Annotated in this window: 16 protein-coding genes; 4 read left to right on the forward strand and 12 right to left on the reverse strand. The window is 62.1% G+C overall.

The features are described 5' to 3' along the window. Positions 1–7 precede the first annotated feature (7 nt). Positions 8–937 (forward strand): rhodanese-related sulfurtransferase, encoded by a 930-nt coding sequence (locus QD408_RS15400; RefSeq protein WP_414139914.1) that lies wholly within the window; start codon positions 8–10, stop codon positions 935–937. Between the two features lie 12 nt (positions 938–949). Here QD408_RS15400 and QD408_RS15405 read toward each other — a convergent pair whose 3' ends face one another. Then, positions 950–3,163, reverse strand: a complete 2,214-nt coding sequence (locus tag QD408_RS15405) for a putative bifunctional diguanylate cyclase/phosphodiesterase (RefSeq protein WP_414139915.1) — start codon at positions 3,161–3,163, stop codon at positions 950–952. A 96-nt stretch (positions 3,164–3,259) separates the two neighbouring features. Beyond that, a complete protein-coding gene (locus tag QD408_RS15410) occupies positions 3,260–4,633 on the reverse strand; it encodes a GH1 family beta-glucosidase (RefSeq protein ID WP_414139916.1) in 1,374 nt (457 codons plus the stop codon). Positions 4,634–4,884: 251 nt separating this feature from the next. Here QD408_RS15410 and QD408_RS15415 point away from each other — a divergent pair, with 251 nt between their 5' ends. Beyond that, positions 4,885–5,286: a DoxX family protein gene (locus tag QD408_RS15415; protein ID WP_088681658.1), complete on the forward strand. Its 402-nt coding sequence runs from the start codon at positions 4,885–4,887 to the stop codon at positions 5,284–5,286. A gap of 84 nt (positions 5,287–5,370) precedes the next feature. Here the strand turns inward: QD408_RS15415 and QD408_RS15420 are convergent, their stop codons facing one another. The 5 genes from QD408_RS15420 to QD408_RS15440 all read right to left on the reverse strand — a co-directional run bounded on the left by QD408_RS15420 (position 5,371) and on the right by QD408_RS15440 (position 11,712). Beyond that, positions 5,371–6,558 (reverse strand): Gfo/Idh/MocA family protein, encoded by a 1,188-nt coding sequence (locus QD408_RS15420; RefSeq protein ID WP_414139917.1) that lies wholly within the window; start codon positions 6,556–6,558, stop codon positions 5,371–5,373. 223 nt (positions 6,559–6,781) lie between these two features. Beyond that, positions 6,782–7,834 (reverse strand): sugar phosphate isomerase/epimerase family protein, encoded by a 1,053-nt coding sequence (locus QD408_RS15425; RefSeq protein ID WP_414139918.1) that lies wholly within the window; start codon positions 7,832–7,834, stop codon positions 6,782–6,784. A gap of 236 nt (positions 7,835–8,070) precedes the next feature. Then, a complete protein-coding gene (locus QD408_RS15430; protein WP_414139919.1) occupies positions 8,071–9,018 on the reverse strand; it encodes a substrate-binding domain-containing protein in 948 nt (315 codons plus the stop codon). Positions 9,019–9,103: 85 nt separating this feature from the next. After that, positions 9,104–10,108 carry an ABC transporter permease gene (locus QD408_RS15435; RefSeq protein WP_088681655.1) on the reverse strand — a complete coding sequence of 335 codons (1,005 nt, stop codon included), beginning with the start codon at positions 10,106–10,108 and terminating at the stop codon, positions 9,104–9,106. A 77-nt stretch (positions 10,109–10,185) separates the two neighbouring features. Further along, on the reverse strand, positions 10,186–11,712 hold the full coding sequence (locus QD408_RS15440; RefSeq protein WP_088681726.1) for a sugar ABC transporter ATP-binding protein: 1,527 nt from the start codon (positions 11,710–11,712) through the stop codon (positions 10,186–10,188). Positions 11,713–11,984: 272 nt separating this feature from the next. On the opposite strand from QD408_RS15440, the gene QD408_RS15445 reads away from it, so the two are divergent. Continuing rightward, positions 11,985–13,016, forward strand: coding sequence for a LacI family DNA-binding transcriptional regulator (locus QD408_RS15445; protein ID WP_088681654.1), 1,032 nt, complete (start codon positions 11,985–11,987; stop codon positions 13,014–13,016). A 62-nt stretch (positions 13,017–13,078) separates the two neighbouring features. Here QD408_RS15445 and xylA read toward each other — a convergent pair whose 3' ends face one another. The 5 genes from xylA to QD408_RS15470 form a co-directional block, all read right to left on the reverse strand. Continuing rightward, positions 13,079–14,389 carry a xylose isomerase gene (xylA, locus tag QD408_RS15450; RefSeq protein ID WP_414139920.1) on the reverse strand — a complete coding sequence of 437 codons (1,311 nt, stop codon included), beginning with the start codon at positions 14,387–14,389 and terminating at the stop codon, positions 13,079–13,081. Positions 14,390–14,592: 203 nt separating this feature from the next. Continuing rightward, positions 14,593–16,047: a xylulokinase gene (gene xylB, locus QD408_RS15455; protein WP_414139921.1), complete on the reverse strand. Its 1,455-nt coding sequence runs from the start codon at positions 16,045–16,047 to the stop codon at positions 14,593–14,595. A 19-nt stretch (positions 16,048–16,066) separates the two neighbouring features. Beyond that, the gene (locus QD408_RS15460; RefSeq protein ID WP_088681651.1) at positions 16,067–17,092 is read right to left on the reverse strand and encodes a LacI family DNA-binding transcriptional regulator; all 1,026 of its coding nucleotides are present in this window, start codon (positions 17,090–17,092) and stop codon (positions 16,067–16,069) included. 207 nt (positions 17,093–17,299) lie between these two features. Further along, positions 17,300–18,901, reverse strand: coding sequence for a DHA2 family efflux MFS transporter permease subunit (locus QD408_RS15465; protein WP_414139922.1), 1,602 nt, complete (start codon positions 18,899–18,901; stop codon positions 17,300–17,302). Positions 18,902–18,988: 87 nt separating this feature from the next. After that, positions 18,989–20,197 carry an HlyD family secretion protein gene (locus tag QD408_RS15470; RefSeq protein WP_088681649.1) on the reverse strand — a complete coding sequence of 403 codons (1,209 nt, stop codon included), beginning with the start codon at positions 20,195–20,197 and terminating at the stop codon, positions 18,989–18,991. Between the two features lie 150 nt (positions 20,198–20,347). Here QD408_RS15470 and QD408_RS15475 point away from each other — a divergent pair, with 150 nt between their 5' ends. Further along, positions 20,348–21,028, forward strand: a complete 681-nt coding sequence (locus QD408_RS15475) for a TetR/AcrR family transcriptional regulator (protein WP_414139923.1) — start codon at positions 20,348–20,350, stop codon at positions 21,026–21,028. Positions 21,029–21,033 lie beyond the last annotated feature (5 nt).

The following is a 21,033-nucleotide window of genomic DNA, read 5'->3' on the forward strand; positions in this document are numbered from 1 at the left end:
CCGGCCCATGACCGACAGCCTGACACACACCAGCCCGTTCCTCGTGGCGGCGCTTTACCATTTCGTTTCCGTACCGCGCTTTGCAAGCCTGCAGGCTCCGCTGCAGGCGCTGTGCGAGGAGAACGGCGTCAAGGGAACGCTGCTTCTGGCGCATGAGGGCATCAACGGCACGATTGCCGGCCCGGATGCCGGCATCGGCGCCGTGCTTTCCTTCCTGCGCGCCCAGCCTGAATTTTCCGGCCTGGAGCACAAGGAGAGCCGCGCCTCCAAAATGCCTTTCCTGCGCATGAAGGTGAAGCTGAAGAAGGAAATCGTCACCATGGGCGTCGAGGACATCGACCCCAACAAGGTGGTCGGCACCTATGTGGCGGCGAAGGACTGGAACGCGCTGATTTCCGATCCCGATACGATCGTCATCGACACCCGCAACGATTACGAGACGGCGATCGGCACCTTTCGCGGTGCGCTCGACCCCAAGACGAAGACGTTCCGCGAATTTCCCGATTGGGTGCGGCAGAATACCGGCCTGCACAACAAACCGAAGATCGCCATGTACTGCACCGGCGGCATACGCTGCGAGAAGGCCACCGCTTTCATGAAGGCTGAGGGCTTCGACGAGGTTTATCACCTGAAGGGCGGCATCCTGAAATATCTGGAGGAAGTGCCGCAGGAGGAAAGCCTCTGGGACGGCGCCTGCTTCGTCTTCGACGAACGCGTCTCCGTCGAGCACGGATTGAAGGAAGGCGAACACAAGCTATGCCACGCTTGCCGCAACCCGATCACATCAGAGGAAATCACCTCACCGCTCTATGAAGAAGGCGTTTCCTGCAGCCACTGCTATCACACCCGTACGGAAGAAGACCGGCTGCGTTACCGTCAGCGCCAGCATCAGATCGCGCTCGCAAAGAAACGCGGCCAGCGCCACATCGGCAGCTGAATTCAATGCCGGTCAGGCCGCACCAAGACGGCGCTGCGCTGCCGGTTCGCCTAGACGCCGTTCGTTCAGCATTGCGCTGATGTGGTCGGCCGTCATTGGTTTCCCGAACAAATAACCCTGCAGGCAATCGCAGCCGAAAAGGCGCATGGCGACGGCCTGGGCCTCGGTCTCGATGCCTTCGGCCGTAACGGGAATGTCGAGCGAGCGGGCAAGCGCCACCGTCGCCTGCAGCATCTCGCGCTGCCGTTTGTCCTCGTCGACGCCCATGACCAGCGAGCGATCGATCTTGATGCGGTCGAAGCCGAACTGCCTGAGATAGCCGATCGAGGAGAAGCCGGAACCGAAATCGTCGAGCGCCACCTTGACCCCCAGCCCCTTCAGCCTTTCGATCGACTGGCGGGTGCGCTGCGGATTCTGGATCATGTAGCCTTCGGTGATCTCGAGCGTGACGCGGCCGGCTTCGATCTCCGTCTGCTTCAGCACGTAACGCACATAATCGGTGAAGGCGGGATTGCGGAACTGGCCGGGAGAGACGTTGACCGAGATGGCGAGCCCCGGCCATTGCTTGGCCGTTTCGCAGGCCTTGCGCAGCACGAACAGGCCGAGCGATTCGATGAGCCCGCTGGTCTCGGCGATCGGGATGAAGACATCAGGTGAAACGGGGCCATGACCCGGGCGATTCCAGCGCACCAGTGCCTCGACGCCGGTCAGCGCATGTGTTCCCGCATCGACCAGCGGCTGGTAGGCGAGCGTCAGGTCGCCGCTTTCGATCGCAACCCTGAGATCGATCTCCAGCGCATTGCGCTGTTCCCGGTCGGCGTCCATCGACGGATCGTAGAGCGTCATGCGCGCGCGGCCGGCCTCCTTCGCCTTGTACATGGCAAGGTCTGAGCGCCGCACCAGCTCTTCGCGGCCGATTGCGCCGGCGGGCGACATGGCGATGCCGATGCTCGCCCCGACGACCACGACGCGGCGACCGATCTCCAGCGGATCGGCAAGAAAATCGAGAATCTGTTCGGAAAGCTGCAGGGCAGCGGCATGTTCGCCGTCGGAGAGAAAGGCGATCGCAAATTCGTCTCCGCCGATGCGGGCAAGAACCGCGCCTTGCGGAATGAGCACATCGAGGCCGGCCGCGACCGCGCGGATCAATTGATCGCCGGTGCCATGGCCATAACTGTCGTTGACTTCCTTGAAGCCGTCGAGATCGAGATAGAGGAGCAGCACATTGCGCTTGGTATGGAGTGCTTCGGCGACGAAGCGATCGACGGCGAGACCGAGACCATCGCGGTTGGAGAGCCCGCTCAGCCTATCGCGCAGCGCCTCCTCGCGGGCGCTGTTTTCCTCACCCTTCAGCCGGCGGCCGGCAAGCCAGCCGATGACCAGCAGCACGATGAAGAACAGCCCGATCAACCCGAGCGCCTGGATGACCATGGGCCACACCTGCGCATAAGCGACATCGCCGGGAAGACGTGAAGTCCAGACGAGCTTGCCGAGCGTTGTCCCCGCCGGATCGGCGATCGGTACGGAATAGCCGGCTTCGAAAGCCGGCGGCGCCAGCTTCAACCCGCCGATGACATAGGTCTGGCCGAGCGCTGCCACCTTTTCGCTGTCGAGATGGCGGGCAAAAACGAGATAGCGATGCTGGCCGGCAGGCACATCCAGCGCACCGGATTTTTTCCGCACCAATGCCACGCCCACTGCGGCGATACCGCGTTTGGTGGTAACGAAGCCGACCGCCTGAGGACGGTCGGCTGGACCTGCCGCCTTTACCCTGTCGAACAGCGTCCAGAGCGAGGGCGCGAAGAAATCCGTGAGCGGCTCCTCCATCGGCTGACCGTCGCGATAGGCGATGATCGCATTCTTCTCATCATCGATGACGATCGCCATGTCGAAAAGCGGGCTGTTGACCGACATCTCGCCGTAATTGCTGACCGTCCAGGCCATGCCGTCGGGCGCGTAGACGTTGGCGGCGGCATCGTCCCAGGCGGCATAATCGTCGAGCGTCGCACCGAGCTGATCCTCGAAGGTCTTCACCGCGCCGATCGTCGTTTCGCGCGAGCGCTCGTCATCGAGAAGATTGGCATTTCCAGCCACGCGCTCGAGCGCCGTCAGCACCATGATGGCGACGACTGCGACGATGACTGCGAAGGAGAAAAGCACGCCGGTGACGGTCGCGTGACGGCCTATTCCCGATCCCTTGCTCTGCGACTTCCCGACTGTCTGCATCACGGCTCCCTGACCGCCGGACTTTGCCAGTCAAGCGTTCAAAAACGTTTAAGCAAACACTGCAGATCTTTGTGTCCGCGGCCCCAAGGGCAACGATCAACCCGCTTTGTGATTCCCCTTGGGGAATTGCGCCGCGAGTTCGCTGTACCACTTGCCGCTTTTCTTCACCGTGCGGACCTGGGTTTCGTAATCGACATGGACGAGACCGAAGCGCATCCGATAACCTTCCGCCCATTCGAAATTGTCCATCAGGCTCCAGGCGAAATAGCCGCGCAGGGGATAGCCGTCCTTGATGAGGCCGGCCACGACATCGAGATGGTCGCCGACATAGTCGAGCCGCATCGTATCGTCGACCTCGCCGTCGGCGACATCGGTATTGTCGCAGGCGCCGTTCTCGGTGATGTAGCATTCCGGCAGTTCGTAGCGGCGATAGAGGTCCTCGACCAGGAGCTTCAATGCCGGCGCATAGATTTCCCAGCCGATATCGGTCTTGACGTCGCTTGCCGGCGGCGCTTTCACCGTCCAGGGGAAATCACCCTTGCGTTCGGCATCGTCGGTGACCCGCTCGGGCGTGTAGTAATTCAGACCCCACCAGTCGAGCTTCTGGCTGATGAGCTTCATATCGCCATCCTCGATGACGGGCATGCGATCGCCGAGCGCCTCGACGAATTCCTTCGGATACTCGCCCTTGAAGACAGGATCGAAGAAGGCGCCGTTGTGGAATTGATGCGCCCGCTCGGCGGCTGCCTGATCGGCCGGGCTGTCGGAGCCCGGGATGACCGAGGCGGCGTTGAGCACGAGTCCGACCGGCACATTGGGAGCTTCCGAGCGGATTGCCTCGACGCCGAGGCCATGGGCGAGGTTCACGTAATGCATGGCGTGAAGGGCGGCCTGCATATTGCGCTCGCCGGGAGCATGGATGCCATAAAGGTGGCTCAGCCAGACGATGCACCAGGGTTCGTTGAAGGTCGCCACGGCGTCGAGACGGTCGCCGAGGCGGTTCATCACCGTCTTGGCGTAACGCTGATAGGCATAGGCGGTCGAACGCGCCGTCCAGCCGCCGTCGCCGGCAAGCAGCAGGGGCAGGTCCCAATGGTAAAGCGTCGCGAAGGTCTTGATCCCGCGCGCCTTGCAGCCATCGACCAGCCGATCGTAGAAATCGAGACCCGCCTCGTTCACCGGGCCTGTGCCATCGGGAATGATGCGCGGCCATGCAATGGAAAACCGATAGGCTTCGACGCCCATATCCTTGATGAGATCGAGATCCTGCTCCAAGCAGTTGTAGTGGTCGCAGGCAATGTCGCCGTTATCGCGATTATAGACGCGGCCCGGCATGTTGCAGAAGGCATCCCAGATGGACGGCTTGCGGCCATCGGCCTTGCTGGCGCCTTCGATCTGGAAGGCGGCGGTGGCAACGCCGAAGGTGAAATCACCGGGAAAGCGGCTTGCAAGCGTCTTCGCATCGATCATCTGTAATCCCCGTCTCTCGGCATGTGGACTGACGTTGGCCGGATTTAGCCAAGCCGGAAAGCAAAGTATAGGTCCCCGGGAAGAAAAACTGCAACGTTGCAGTAAGAACGAAAGAGCGGCTGTGACGGCATCGTTTCGTCGCATGCTTTCCGCCCCCACCGCTCTCATAACGCGAATGTCAGCAGTCGTGACTTGCTGCCGAGCCCATGATCACTACACAGCGAAGACATCGCGAACATGAAAGGAATCCCATGCCGTCTTCGATCCATCTGCTGCAACCGCATCTGCTGAGCCTGCTGCGCATCGTCTCCTCGCTCGTGCTTTTCAGCTACGGAACACAGAAGATTCTGCACTTTCCCGCCGCCGCAAGCGTGCCGCCGATGGGCTCGCTCTCCTGGATTGCCGGGCTGATCGAACTCATCCTCGGCTTCCTCGTCCTGGTGGGATTCCAGACCCGCATCGCAGCCTTCGTGCTCTCGGGCCTGATGGCTTTCGCCTATTTCATCGGCCATGCGGGAAAGAGCTTTTATCCCGCGCAGAACGGCGGCGTCGCCGCGATCCTGTTCTGCTTCGTGTTTCTCTATCTGGTGGCGGCAGGCGCCGGGCCGCTCAGCGTCGACGGCCTCATGAAGCGCAACCGCGCTGTGGCCTGAGACATGACGCTAAGCCGAGGCGGCCTTGGGCTGCCTCGGCATTTCCAGCAACTCCGCTCCATGCGAGGCGCGGATCACCAAAGATCAGACCTTGACCCAGGCGCCGTTTTTCTTGGACGAGGCAACACAAGCCTCGACGAAGGCGACACCCTTCACGCCGTCGTCGACGGTGGGATAGACCACCGCCTTGTCCACGTCCTTGCCCCTCTTGCGGGCGTTGATCGCATGTGCGGCTTCCGTATAGATCGTCGCAAAGGCTTCGAGATAACCTTCCGGATGCCCTGAGGGCACGCGCGACACACGGCCCGCGGCCGCTCCGGCGCCGGCGCCGCCACGGGTGATCAGCCGCTTCGGCTCGCCGAAAGGCGTGTACCAGAGGTAGTTCGGGTCCTTCTGGGTCCATTCCAGCCCGCCCTTGGTGCCGTAGACGCGCACCATCAGGCCGTTCTCATGGCCGGGCGCCACCTGGCTGCACCAGAGCATGCCCTTAGCCGGCTTTTCCGAGCCCTTCGCCTTGAAGCGCAGCATGACATGGGCGTTATCGTCCAGCCGGCGGCCGGGAACGAAGCTGTCGAGATCGGCAGCGAGACTGTCGAGCTCCAGCCCGGTGATGAAGGAGGCAAGATTATAGGCATGTGTGCCGATATCGCCTGTGGACCCGCCGACACCGGACTGCGCCGGATCGGTGCGCCAGGCCGCCTGCTTCTGGCCGGTCTGCTCGACCGCTTCCGTCAGCCAATCCTGCGGATATTCGGCCTGGACCACTCTTATATCGCCGAGTTCGCCGTTCGCGATCATCTCGCGCGCCTGGCGGACCATCGGATAGCCGGTGTAATTATGTGTCAGCACGAAGAGCGCGCCGCTTTCATCGGCCACCTTCTTCAGCTTCTTCGCGTCGGCGAGGTTCGATGTCAGCGGCTTGTCGCAGATGACATGAATGCCGCGCTTCAGAAATTCCTTGGCCGCGTCGTAATGCACATGGTTCGGCGTGACGATCGCCACAGCCTCGATGCCGTTCTTCAGCTTCGCCTCGCGGATCGCCATTTCGCGGTAGCTGGAATAGGTCCGCGACGGGTCGAGACCGAGGTCGCGACCGGACTGAACGGCCTTCTCAGGCGTCGACGACAATGCACCGGCGATGAGGTCGTACTGATCGTCGATGCGCGCCGCGATACGGTGCACCGCACCGATGAACGCGCCCGCGCCGCCGCCCACCATGCCGAGCCGGATGCGCGGCTCGCGGGTCTGTTCGGATGATGCTTCGATTGCCATTGATTCCTCCTCAATCTTTCTTCCCTTCTCCCCAGCGGGGGTTCGAAGGACGGGTCGAGACCTGTGGCTCGACCCTGGTCGGTGGCCCGAAGGGTCGGATGAGGGGGCTTCGCGGCAGTTGCCTTTCGCTTGTCGCTCAAGGCATTCGTCGCTATCGCTCCTCATCCCCCTCATCTGCCCTAACGGGCATCTTCTCCCCGCTGGGGAGAAGGGAAAATGAAACTTAAAGCCCCAGCATCCGCCGATTGGCGGCCTGGTCCGTGCCGCTGCCGGCGAAATCGTCGAAAGCCTTCTCGGTGACGCGGATGATGTGAGCCGCCACGAATTCAGCTCCCTCGCGGGCGCCGTCCTCCGGATGCTTCAGCGCACATTCCCATTCGACCACGGCCCAGCCGTCGAAATTATTGGCGGTCATCTTCGAGAAGACCGCGCCGAAATCGACCTGGCCGTCGCCGAGCGAGCGGAAGCGGCCGGCGCGTTCCACCCAGCCCTGATAGCCACCGTAGGCGCCCTGGCGCCCGGTCGGATTGAACTCCGCATCCTTGACGTGGAACATCTTGATGCGGTCCTTGTAGATGTCGATGTTGTCGAGATAATCGAGGCACTGCAGGACGTAATGCGAGGGGTCGTAGAGCATGTTGGCGCGCGGATGGTTCTTCACCCGCTCCAGGAACATCTCGAAGGTGATGCCGTCATGCAGGTCCTCGCCGGGGTGGATCTCGTAGCAGACGTCGATGCCGTTTTCATCGGCATGGTTGAGGATCGGCGTCCAGCGGCGGGCAAGTTCGTCGAAGGCGGTCTCGACCAGACCGGCGGGACGCTGCGGCCAGGGATAGATGAAGGGCCAGGCAAGCGCGCCGGAGAAGGTCGCATGCGCCTTGAGGCCGAGGTTTTTCGATGCCGTCAGCGCCATCTTGACCTGCTCGACCGCCCATTCCTGGCGGGCTTTCGGATTGCCGCGCACCTCCGGCGCCGCAAAGCCGTCGAAAGCCTCGTCATAGGCCGGGTGAACGGCGACGAGCTGGCCCTGCAGATGGGTCGAAAGTTCGGTGATCTCGATGCCGTTTTCGCGGGCCTTGCCGGCGAATTCGTCGCAATAATCCTTCGACGTCGCGGCCTTCTTCAGATCGATCAGCTGGCTTGCCCAGGTCGGCACCTGGACGCCCTTGTAACCGATGTCGGCCGCCCATTTGGTGATCGCGTCCCAGGAATTGAAAGGCGCGGTATCGCCCGCGAACTGGCCAAGGAAAAGGCCGGGACCCTTGATCGTCTTCATGTCAGATTCCTCCCTGAATATCGACCGTAAACGTTTCTGAAAACTTGTAGCACGCAATTTGGCGGGTGCAAGGCGCTTCCTTGCATTGGCTCGCGGATTTGGCGCGATAGGATCGCGAGCTAATCATGATGGGCATTGGCGGGCAAGAGGTACGTGCAGCATTTTCGGCGACGCGCCGCATGCGCGCATAAAAACGCGCCCGTCCTTTCGAACGGGCGCGTCTTTCGGGCGCCGGATCAGAACGGGGAATCCGGGAAGTAGAAGTTCTTGGCGTTCTCCTTGGTGACGAGCGTCGCGTCGAGGATGTAATTGCCGTGAACGGGAACCTGATCGTAGAGGGCAGCCGCCGTCAGTTCCATCGCCGTGCCGACCATCGCCGGCGGATAGAGAACGTCGACCGGGATCAGCTTGTCGCCATCCATGACCTTCTTGACCATGTCCTTGGAGCCGGCGCCGGCGACGACATATTGAATGTCGGTGCGCTTGGCCTGCTCGATGGCCTGGAGAACGCCGACGGCCATGTCGTCGTCCTGGCACCAGACGACGTCGATCTTCGGATACTTCGTCAGATAGTCCTGCATGACCTTGAAGGCGTCGTCGCGGTTCCAGTTGCCGTATTGGCGGTCAAGAATCTTCACCTTGGAGCCGGCGATACCCTTGTCGAAACCGTCCTGGCGCTGCTGATCGATCGGGATCGGCAGGCCGCGGATGACGACAACCTCGGCTTCCGGTGTCTTTTCGGCAATGTACTTGCCGGCGACTTCGCCCAGCGCCGGATTGTTGCCGGCCACATAGAGATCGCGCACGGAATTGTCGTTATTCGAAGGCGCACGGTCGACGAGCGCGACGAACTTGCCCTTGTCCTTGACTTCCTTGATGGCGTTGACGAGCGGATCCGGATCCGACGGCAGGATGACGAGCGCATCGATGCCCTGCGTATCGAGGTCCTGCACGGCGTTTGCCTGCGTCGCGGCATCCGGCGAGGTCTTGACGATGACGTTCAGGCCCGGATGTTCCGCCATCAGCTTCTTGGCAACGCGCTCGGCATGGAACACGACCCCCGCGGTCCAGCCGTGGTCGGCGGCCGGAATGGAGACGCCGATCGTGTAGTTCTTGTCCTGGGCATAGGCTGCGCCGGCAAAAGCCATCCCCGCAACCGCCAGACCCAACATGAGCTTGCGCATGCTATTTCCTCCCAAAAATATCAGGGACTTGTCCAATCCGAGCCGGGTGCCCTGTGAAGCCCGGCCAATCCGAGAAGCCGTTTGTCTAGGATTTGCGAACCAGCGACCGCTGCACCAGCATGGCGATGATGATGATCGCACCCTGGATCGCGCCGATGAGATACTCGCTGATGAAATTCGACAGCAGCATGATGTTGCCGACGAGTTCGAGAATGAAGGCGCCGCAGATCGTGCCCCAGACCCGGCCGGCGCCGCCCTTGAGAGCCGTGCCGCCGACGACGACGGCGGTGATGGCCTGCAACTCCCACAGGATACCGGTCGTTGCCGAGGTGGAACCGAGACGCGGCACATAGAGCAGCACGGCGATCGCCACGCAGAGCCCCTGGATGACGAAGGCAATGGTGCGCACACGGTTGACGGCAATGCCCGAATAGCGCGCGACGTCGCTGTTCGAACCCACAGCCACGACATGGCGGCCGTAACGGGTGCGGTACAGGATAAAGGCTGCAATCGCGGTCACCACGAGGATCACCACGATCGGCACGGGGATGCCGAGAATATTGCCGAAATAGGCCGGACGGTAGAGCGTCTGGATTTCGCTCGAACGCAAGGTGATCGCGCCGCCCTGCGACAGCCAGGTGGTCAGGCCGCGATAAATGCCCATCGTGCCAAGCGTGGCGATGAACGGCTCGATCTTTCCGACGGTGGTGATGAGGCCGTTTGCCAGACCGCAGAGAGCCCCGGCAATCACCGTAAAGACCACGGCAGCCGTCAGCATCAGCACCGGATCGGCAATGACGCCCGAATTGATGAGCAGGATCATCAGACTGGCGACGAAGGCGACCATCGAGCCGACGGAAAGATCGAGGTCTCCGGCCGAGATCACGAAAGTCGCGCCGACCGCGATGATGGCAATGAAAGCGCAGCGTGTCGCGACATTGGCGAGATTGGTGATGCCGATGAAATTCGGGTTGACCAATGCGCCGACGATCAGGAGCAGGGCCAAGGCGGCAAACGGCGCAACCGCGCGCAGATCAACGTCACGCCAGGACCTGCGCCGGATCTCCCTGGTGTCCTCGTTAATACTCATGTCCAAAACCAACCTCCCGTCCCAGACCGCCTGGGCATCTTATCTATTGTCCGCGTGGGCGAAGTCCCGCTCCGCCCTCACGCGGCCGCCTTCTTCTTGAGCCCGGCGGCGTAACGCATGATCTCCTGCTCGGAAATCTCGTCTCCCTCCAGCACGCCGACGATCCGCCCCTCGCGCATGACGGCCACTCTCGTGCAGAGCCCGATGACTTCAGGCATTTCCGACGAAACGACGATGATCGAGCGGCCGTCCCGGGCGAGCGCCGAAATGAAATGATAGATCTGCTGCTTGGTGCCGACATCGATGCCGCGCGTCGGCTCGTCGATGATGATGATGTCGGGATCGGTCTCCATGACCTTGGCGAGCAGCAGCTTTTGCTGGTTTCCGCCCGACATGCGGCCGGCGACGATATTGGTGTCACGAACCCTGATGTCGAAACGGCGCTTGGCTTTCGCCAGCGCAGCCGCCTCGCTGCCTGGGCTGAGATAGCCGTGACGCGAATGCCTTCCGAGCGATTGCAGCGTCAGATTGGTCGCCATGCCGGAGCGCAGCAGCAGCCCCTTCGACTTGCGGTCCTTAGTCATATAGGCGAGGCCGCAGCGATTGGCCGCATGCACGTCGCCGGAGGGGACCGATTGCCCCTTGATGACCACCTCGCCCTCGAGGCGGGGCCGCAGCCCGGCAATCGCCTCCATCAACTCGGTACGGCCGGAGCCGATCAGGCCGGAAAAACCGATGATCTCGCCCTTGCGAACCTCGAAGCTCGCATCCTGGACATAGCCCGTCGAGACCGAAGAGACGCTCAAGACGACCTCCTCGTCGACATCGGGCTCGACCTTGGCGGGGTAGAGGCTGGAAAGTTCGCGGCCGACCATCAGTTGCGCGATCGATTCCCCATCCAGAATGGAGGTCGGCGACGTCTTGATCCACTGGCCGTCGCGCAGCACCGTCACCCGATCGGTCAGCTCCATCACCTCGTCGAGCTTATGGGACACGAAGACGAAGCTCGTGCCCTGGTCGCGAAGCTTGCGGACCTGCTTGAAGAGCATATTGGTCTCTTCCCGCGACAGCACCGCGGTCGGCTCATCCATGAACACCACACGCGCATCGCGGCTGATCGCCTTGGCGATCTCGACCATCTGCTTGTCGGCGATGGAAAGCGTGCTGATCAACGCATTCTCATCGACATGCGAACCGAGCACGTCGAGGACCTTGCGCGTCTCGGCACGCATGTATTTGCGGTCGAGCACGCCGAAATGCGTCACCTCGCGCCCTAGGAAAAGGCTCTCGGTCACGGTCAGATGGTCGGCCAGATTGAATTCCTGATGGATGATGACGATGCCGAGCGCTTCCGCGGCACCATTCGGCGGCAGCACCAAAGGCTTACCGTCGAGCAGGATTTCGCCGGAACTCGGCTGTTCGAAGCCCGAAAGCACCTTGACGAGCGTGGATTTGCCGGCACCGTTTTCGCCCATGAGCGCATGGATCTCGCCGGCGCGGAGATCGAAATTGACGCTGAAGAGGACCTGCACGCCACTGAAGGATTTGCATATGCGTCTGGCGGACAGCACCACAGGCGCGGCGTCGGCGATCTCCACGGTCATCATGCCCTCCCCTGGAGCGCCGCGCACCCGGCATCATGCACCGGCAACGCTCCATCACCTGAACTAGCGCACATTTTCCATCTGAAAACCGTATCGGGTCCTCAACAGGCATGCGCATGCGGCTCCCGTCCGCTTAGAGCCTAATGTAAACCTTTACATCAGGCATGTAAAGGTTTACATCGTGGATTAACACAGATGAGTTGAAGCTTGCCTTTGACCTCTCGGCAAGTCTGTGTAGTGTCGCGGCGAAGACAGCCCCAAGGCAGAGCGCAGTGTCGAATTCCACGCCCGCAACCATCGAAGACGTCGCCCGGATCGCCGAGGTCTCCATCGCGACGGTTTCGCGGGCGATCCACACGCCGGAGAAGGTCGCCAACTCGACGCGGCTCAAGGTCAACCAGGCGATCGCTGTCACCGGCTACACCACCAATGCCATGGCGCGCAGCCTGAGGCTCGGCCGCTCCAACATGATCCTCGTCGTGGCGCCCGATATCGGCGACCCCAATTTCTCCAACATCCTCGTCGGCCTGGAGAACGAGGCGCGCGCGCATGGCTACGGCGTCCTGATCGGCCACACGCAAAACGATGCTCAGCGCGGCCTCGAATATCTGAAATTCTTCAACTCCAACCAGGCGGCCGGGCTGATCCTCTTCACCGGCATCCTGCCCTTCGGGCACCAGACGATGACGGCGCGGCTGCCGCCGAGCGTCGGCGTTTTCGAGCCTGTCTTCAACGGCGGCATTCCCTATGTCGGCGTCGACGATACCGAGGGCGCGCGAAAGGCGGTGGATCTGCTGCTGGCCGAAGGCCATCGCAAGATCGCCTTCATCGGCGATTCCCGCACCCGGCTTGCCTATACCAGGCGCCGCATGGGCTACGATGCCGGCCTCGATGCCGCCGGCGTTCCGCCCGACTTGCGGATCGTGCTCGAAGGCGACGGCACGATCGAAAGCGGCCGGCATGCGGTCGAGCAGCTTTTCATGCGCGACACGCTTCCCACGGCCTTCATGTGCGTCAACGACCAGACGGCGATCGGCGTCATGATCGGGCTCGGCGCGCGAGGCTACGACATTCCACGGGATTTCTCGGTAACCGGCTTCGACGACGTGCCGCAGGCCGTCTTCATATCCCCGGCGCTGACGACGATCCGCCAGCCGAGAACGGCGATCGGCAAGCAGGCGATGGCGCTGCTGCTGGAACTTCTGTCCGATGGACGGCCGGCCGAGACGGAAATTCTGCTAAGGCCGGATCTGGTGGTTCGAAACTCCGTCTCCGCACCGTCGCGCAACTGGCTGAAGCGCTGAACGGAGATGGAATAGCCGGCTAAAAAAATGCGCCGGCGACCGATGGCCGCCGGCGCCTGTCATCAGACGTAACGGTTGACGACGTTTTCGAGCAGTTCCTGCTTGCCGGATTTCGGCTGCGGGTTGACGTCCTTGCTCTCGACCCAGCTCGTGATCTCATCCAGCGAATACTCGCCGCGGAAGAGCTTCTGCGCCTCGGCCGATTCCCAACCGGCATAACGGTCGGCGAGCGGCTGCGACAGCGCCTTGTCCTCGATCATCTTGGCAGCTGCCTTGAGACCGCGGGCGCAGCAATCCATGCCGCCGATATGACCGATCAAGAGGTCTGCCGGATCGAGCGACTGGCGGCGCAACTTCGCATCGAAGTTGGTGCCGCCGGTCTTGAAGCCGCCGCCTGCCAGAACGTGGTAATAGGCAAGCGCCATTTCCGGAACGTTGTTGGGGAACTGGTCGGTGTCCCAGCCGGACTGGTAGTCGTTGCGGTTCATATCGATCGAGCCAAAGATGCCGAGAGCATTGGCAAGCGCCAGCTCGTGCTCGAAGGAGTGGCCGGCAAGGATCGCATGGCCCTGTTCGATATTGACCTTCACCTCGTCTTCGAGACCGTGCTTCTTGAGGAAGCCATAGACGGTCGCGACATCGTAATCATACTGGTGCTTGGTCGGCTCCTGCGGCTTCGGCTCGATCAGGATCGTGCCCTTGAAGCCGATCTTGTGCTTGTATTCGACGACGAGGTTGAGGAAGCGGCCGAGCTGGTCGAGCTCGCGCTTGAGATCGGTGTTGAGCAACGTCTCGTAGCCTTCGCGGCCGCCCCAGAGCACGTAGTTCTCGCCGCCGAGCTTCTGCGTGGCGTCGATGCAGGTCTTGACCGTCGCCGCGGCGAAAGCAAAGACGTCTGGATCGGGATTGGTCGCCGCACCCGACATATAGCGGCGGTTGGAGAAGAGGTTCGCCGTGCCCCAGAGCAGCTTGGTGCCGGTGGCAGCCTGCTTCTCGGCGAAATAGTCGACGATCTCGTTGAGGTTCTTGGTGTTCTCGGCAAAGTTCTTGCCTTCCGGGCGCACGTCGGCGTCGTGGAAGCAGTAGTAGGGTGCACCGAGCAGCGAGAAGAATTCGAAAGCGACGTCGGCCTTCAGCTTGGCAGCCTTCATCGTGTCTTCGAACCAGGGGCGCAGGAAGGTCTGGCCGCCGAAGGGATCGCCGCCTGGCCAGGTGAAGGTGTGCCAATAGGCCACCGCAAAACGCAGATGGTCTTCCATGCGCTTGCCGAGAACGATCTCGTCCGGCTGGTAATAGCGGAAGGCCAGCGGATTGGTGCTGTCTGGGCCTTCATATTTGATTTTCTGGATATCGCCGAAAAATCCGGTGCTCATGTTGGAGGTCTCCTTGGGTTCGTATCTCTTAGCAGTTGTAAATTCTTGTCTGCGAAGGCGGCCCCTCATCCGCCTACCGGCACCTTCTCCCCGAGGGGAGAAGGGACTTGCCGCAACGTTGCAGTTCTTTCAAAGCCATCGCTACGGGCTCCCCCTCTCCCCTCGGGGAGAGGGTAGGGTGAGGGGGCCGCCGGCTCCAGTTCTCAATGCGCCAGCGACTTGATCGCCGGATAGAGTGCGCGATAGCGCTTGTAAGCATCCTCATAAGCGCCCTTCAGCGCCGCGACCGGCTCGATCGTGCCCGCCGTTACCGGCGGCGTGCAGACGGCAATCGGATCTGCCCCCGTTGCCGCGATCAGGCCGAGGCGGGCCGCACCGAAAGCCGCGCCGAAATCACCGTCGGCCGGCAGGTCGACCGGAACGCCGAGCGCGGTGGCGATCGACGCCAGCCAGTAATGCGAGCGCGAACCGCCGCCGATTGCCGTCACGCGCGAGATGCCGGTACCGGCCGAACGCAGCGCTTCGAGATTGTCGCGGATCGCAAAGGATACACCTTCGAGCACGGCCTGGGTCAGCACCGCGCGGCTGCTTTCGTGCCCGAGGCCGATGAAGGCGCCGCGGATGACGGCGTCGTTATGCGGCGTGCGCTCGCCGGAGAGATAGGGCAGGAAGGTGACGCCGGTCGGCGTCTTCAGCGTTTCGCCGAGTTCGCCGGTGAGATCAGCGGCCGATTTGCCTGTGACACCGGAATGCCAGTTGAGCGCATCGGTGGCCGACAGGATGACGCCCATCTGGTGCCAGGTGTTGGGCAGTGCGTGGCAGAAGGCGTGTACGGCGCTTTCCGGCTTCGGCAGATAGGAGCCGTTGGCGGCGAAGAGAACGCCCGAAGTGCCGAGCGAGACGAAGGCCGCGCCGTCGCTGACCGTGCCCATGCCGCAGGCCGATGCCGCATTGTCGCCTGCGCCGCCGGCCACGACGACAGTGCCTGATATGCCCCATTGCGCCGCCAGCTCGGGCCGCAGCTTTCCGGCCTGCTCAGTGCCTTCGACGAGCGCCGGCATCTGCTCTTTGGTCAGGTTGGTGGCGGCAAGCAGTTCGGACGACCAGCCGCGCTTGCCGGTATCGAGCCAGGAGGTGCCGGCCGAATCCGACATTTCCGAGATATATTCGCCGGTCAGCCAGAGGCGCAGATAATCCTTCGGCAGCAGTACCTTGGCGATCTTGGCGAAGACATCGGGTTCATGCTTCTCCACCCAGGCAAGCTTCGGCGCCGTAAAGCCGGGGAAGACGATATTGCCGGTCAGCGCGCGGAAACGCGGATCGGCATCGAGTGCCGCGGCCTCGACATGGCTGCGCGTGTCGTTCCAGAGGATGCAGGGACGCAGCACCTTGTCGCTCGCATCGATCAGCGTCGCACCGTGCATTTGTCCGGAAAGGCCGATGCCCTTGACCGCGGCAAGCTCGTTCGGATGTTTCGCCTTGAGCCCGGCGACGGCCTCTTCCGTGGCGCGCACCCAATGGGCCGGCTCCTGCTCCGACCAGCCGGAATGCGGGCGCGAGACGTCGAGCGAACCATTGGCAGAGCCGACGATCTTCTGATCGCCATCGATCAGCATCGCCTTGACGCCGGAGGTTCCGAGATCGAGACCGAGATACATCTGGTATTCTCCTTTGCCGTTACGGCAGATTGTCTTTCAGGAATATGTCGAGACGGATGCGTTCCTGCGCTTCGATGACCGCGAGCCCGTCCGCCTTGGCTTTCAGCACGCGGATGGCGCTGCGCACCTCATGACCGGCATCCTGGTTGAGGATCGCATCGATCGTATGGTCGATGAGCGCCGCACGCGTATGCACGGTCAGTTCGTGGGCGATGACGGTCAGCGTCCGGTCGACGGCCTTTTCCTTCAGCGCCCGGACGAGGCCGCGATTGCCGGCGCCGAGGCTGTAGACGCCGACGATACCGGCATTCCTCGACAGGGCGTCGGCAACGAGCATATGGGCGACCTCGGGATCGTCGCGGCCTTCGAGAACCGGCAGGATCGCAAGATCGGGAAATTCCTCGGCGATGACGGAAGTGAAGCCCTCCAGCCGCTCGCGATGGTCGCGCACCAGCATGGAGCCGGCAAGCACGGCGATCTCGCCTTTTCTGGCTCCGAGAAACCGGCCGAGCAGGCGGGCGGCCGTACGGCCGGCCGCAATGTTGTCGATGCCGGCATAGTGATGGCGCAGCGACCCCGTCAGATCGGAAACCAGGGTGACGATCGAAAATCCCGCCCGCACCAGCCTGTCGACGACATCGCGTACCTCAGGCGCATCGGTCGCGACCATCGCTATGCCGCAACGCTTCTCCTGGGAAAGCCCTTCGAGCACCGAGACGAGCGCCGCCGGGTCGAAGGCGGATACTTCGATGGTGCGGATATCGGTGCGCTCCGCCGACGAGCGGAGGATCGCCTGCCGGATCTCGGCATTGAGCCCGTGCATGAAGGAATTGTCGCTGGCCGGCAGGATGAAGACCAGCGGATAGGTGCGGCCTTTGGCGAGATTGGCGGCGGCGACGTCCCTGATATAACCGAGCTCGCGGATTGCGGTCTCGACCTTCTCCCGCGTGACGTGGCGCACGCCGGGACGCTGATTGAGAACCCGGTCGACAGTCGCGAGACTGACGCCCGCCGCAGCGGCGATATCGTGAACGGTTGGCCTCATCATTCCTCCTGACGAGACCATTAGCGCCAAATTTGATGTACGTAAATCAAAAAATCGAACGGAGCGATTTCCGCATTATTTTTCCGGCATTGCCGGCCCGCTGACATCGATTCGACAAGCGGTCAAGCAGCTGATGACACAGAGGCTGGAAAACGGCAAATAAAAAGGCCCTCCGGAGAGGGCCTTTTCGAGGGGCGGGGCCGGAGGTCAGTGGCCGCCGCCACCTCCTCCCCCGCCTTGCGGCGCGGGTTTCTTGATCATCGCAACACCGAGGATCATCGCAACGAAAAGCGCGGTCAGGATCAGGAACACGTCGCTGAAGGAGAGGATGACCGCCTGCTTGGTAGCAAGGCCGACCATCTGCTTGATCGCGACCGACGTCCCGTCCATGCCGTAGGTGTTGAAATTGGCGGCCATGTTGTTCATCTGGTCGATCGCTGCCGGATTGCCCCAGTCCATGTTCTCCCGCAGCCGCTCGTAATGCACGTCCTGCCGGTTGGTGAGCACGGTGTTGATGACCGCGAGACCGACGGCGCCGCCAAGGTTTCTGGTCAGATTGAACAGGCCGGACGCGCCGCGAATGCGCGAGGGCGGCATCGTGCCGAGCGCGATATTGTTGATCGGCACCATGCACATCATCAGCCCGAAGCCGCGCAGGATCTGCGGGATGAACAGCTCGTAGAAATCCCAATCCGCCGTCAGGTGTATCATGATGTAGGTGCCGGCGGCGAAGCTGATGAAGCCGATCACCATCATCAGGCGCAGGTCCACCTTGGTCGACAGCCGGCCGGCGATCGGCGCGGTGAAGAACATCGCAAGCCCCGAGACGAACATCGTCTCGCCGATCATCAGCGAGTCATAGCCGCGGATACGCCCGAGATAGACGGGATAGATATAGGTGAGGCCGTAAAGACCGATCCCCATGACGAAGGAGAACACCGAGCCGAAGGAAAAATTCCGGTTCGCAAAGGCCTTGAGATCGACGACAGGGAATTCCACCGAAAAGGCGCGGTAGAAGAAGACGATCGCTGCGACGCCGGAAGCGACGGCCGCAATGGCGATCGAGCTGTCGTTGAACCAGTCGTTCGAATTGCCCTCTTCGAGCACATATTCCAGCGTGCCGAGGAAGACGCCCATCGAGATCAGCCCCCACCAGTCGAACTTCTTGAAGAGCGACAGTTCCGGCTTGTCGAAATCGATGAAGTTCCAGGTGACGATCGTGACGATGATGCCGGGAACGATATTGACGAGGAACAGCCAATGCCAGGAGAAGGCGTGGCTGAGATAGCCGCCGACGGTCGGGCCGATGGTTGGCGCCAGCGTCGCGATCAACCCGATGATCGGCGAGACGATGCTGCGCTTCGACGGCGGGAAGATGGTGAAGGCGGCCGCGAAGACCGACGGGATCATGCCGCCGCCGATGAAGCCTTGGATGGCGCGGTAGACGATCATCTGGTCGATATTCGTCGCCGTCGCCGCGAGCGCGCTCGCCATGGTGAAGCCGGCGGCCGAGATCGCGAAGAGATAACGCGTCGAGATGATGCGCGCCAGCGTGCCCGACAGCGGGATCATGATCACTTCGGCGATCAGATAGGCGGTCTGCACCCAGCCGATTTCGTCGCTGCCGGCCGAAAGGCCGGCCTGGATTTCGGCCAGCGAGGCCGAGACGATCTGGATGTCGAGGATCGACATGAACATGCCGAGCACCATCGCGAAGAAGGCGATGAGCTTCTTCGGATCCATGCGCTCGTCGGCGTGGGCGGGCGCTGCCGGAATCGTCCCTGCTGTTGCTGTCGCGCTTCCGGCCATCGGACCACCTCCGCCTTTCCAGAGCAATTGTTACGCAATTCCGGACGCAAAACCGCTGCACACTTTTGCTGGAATTGCTCTAAAGGCTTACTTGCTCGGCGCCGTGCGGGTGTCGACGTCGACGACGACGCTCAAGCCCGCGCGCAGACGCCCGCTGTCGAGCGCATCCTTTGGCAGCGCGATGCGCACCGGCACGCGCTGGATAACCTTGGTGAAATTACCCGTCGCATTCTCCGGCGGCAGCAGCGAGAAGACCGAGCCGGAAGCCGGCGAGATCGATTCGACGGTGCCGACGATCGGATGGTCGTCATAGGCGTCGACATGGACGTTGACCTTCGAGCCCGAAACGAGATGCTGGATCTGCGTTTCCTTGAAATTGGCGTCGATATAGAGCTCGCGCACAGGAACGAGCGCCATCAGCCGCTGACCGGGCGAAACGAGATCGCCTTCCTGGACCGAGCGGTTGCCGACGATACCGTCATAGGGCGCCTTGAGCACGGTGAAGGAGAGGTCGCGGGCGGCCTTGTCGCGTGAGATTTCCAGCGATCGGACCGAGCCTTCGGCCTCTTTGCGCTGCGCCTGAAGAATGGTGATGTTGGCCTGCGCAGCGGTGATATTGGCATCGCCGCCGGCAAGGTTGGCCTTGGCCTGGTCGAGCGCGATATTGGCGCTGTCTAGATCGGCGGCCGTGCCGACCGACTTCGCCTGGAGCTCGCTTTGGCGCTTCTGGGTGATCTCGGCACCGCGAACGGCCGCTTCGAGTGCCACCTTCTGCGCCTGCGCCTGCACGAGGCTGGCATTGGCGCCTTCGATCTGCGCGTCGATGCGCTGGAGCGAAAGCTGTTCGGTGGCGATCTGGGCCTGCGCCTGATCGAGGGCGTTCTGATAGTCGCCGTTATCAAGCGTGGCAAGCACGTCGCCCGCTTTGACTTCCTGGTTGGCGACCACATTCACCTTCGCGACGTAGCCCGTGACCTTCGGCGAAATCGTTGCGATATCGCCTTCGATATAGGCATCGTCGGTCGACACCATGAAGCGGCCGTTCGTCCACCATTCGTAACCATACCAGCCGCCGCCCGCCAGAAGAGCGAGCACGACGATCGGCAGCACCGGGCTGCGGCGCTTCTTCGCGGCCGCAGGTGCGGCAACCGGAGCCGACTGCGCCGGGGCAGACGGCTTTTCCAGGGCTTCGGCCGTTGGAGCCTCCGCAACGGTCACGATCTCGGCCTTTGCCTCTTCGGCTTCGGCGTTTTCGCTGACGATCCGCGCGACGTTGCTTTTCTGGTTGCTCGACATGGCCACTTACCGATCTTGGAGTAATTCATCGAACTGAACGGTTCGGTTCAGTTGACATAAACCTGTTTTATCGTCATATCAAGATGTATAGAACCAATCGGTTCGATTTCTTTAAGCAAAATGCGAAACCGTAAACACGGTTAAGGAGACATGACGCTAAAACCCGACGACGCCGCCGTCTTCAGCCCTCCCGCCGCCGGAGGCAGATTTGCCGCGGGCGAAGATCCGGCCAAGCGCCAGCAGATTCTTGCCGGCGCAAAACGTGTCTTCATGAAGATGGGCTTCGACGCCGCCAGCATGAACGACGTGACGCGCGAGGCCGGTGTCTCCAAAGGAACGCTCTACGTCTATTTCACCAACAAGGAAGAATTGTTCTCGGCGATGATCGAGACCGAGCGCGCCGCCTTCGTGGCGGCCGTGCGTACGGCGCTTGCCGAACATGACGATCCCGAGGCCGGCCTGTATGAATTCGGGATAAGCTTCGTCACCCATATGACCGACGAAAAGGTCATCAACGCGATGCGCACCGTTCTCGGCGTGCGCGAGCGCATGCCGGTGCTCTGTCAGCGCTTCTTCAAGGGTCCGGTCAATCTGCGCACCATCATGCGCGACTTCCTGGAACGGCATGTCGCCGAAGGCACGCTCAAGATTGAGGACATCGATCTCGCCGCCGGCCAGTTCCTGGACCTCGCCAGCGGCAGTTTCTTCAAGCTGCGCCTGTTCGGAACCATGGAGGAGCCGCCGCATCGCGACGAAATCGAGCGCGTCATCCGCGGCGCGATCCGGGTCTTCATGGCCGCCTACAGCGTACGCCGGCACGAGACCGCCTGACCGCA

It is taken from the genome of Rhizobium sp. BR 249 (assembly GCF_047445895.1).
Taxonomy (GTDB): Bacteria; Pseudomonadota; Alphaproteobacteria; order Rhizobiales; family Rhizobiaceae; genus Rhizobium.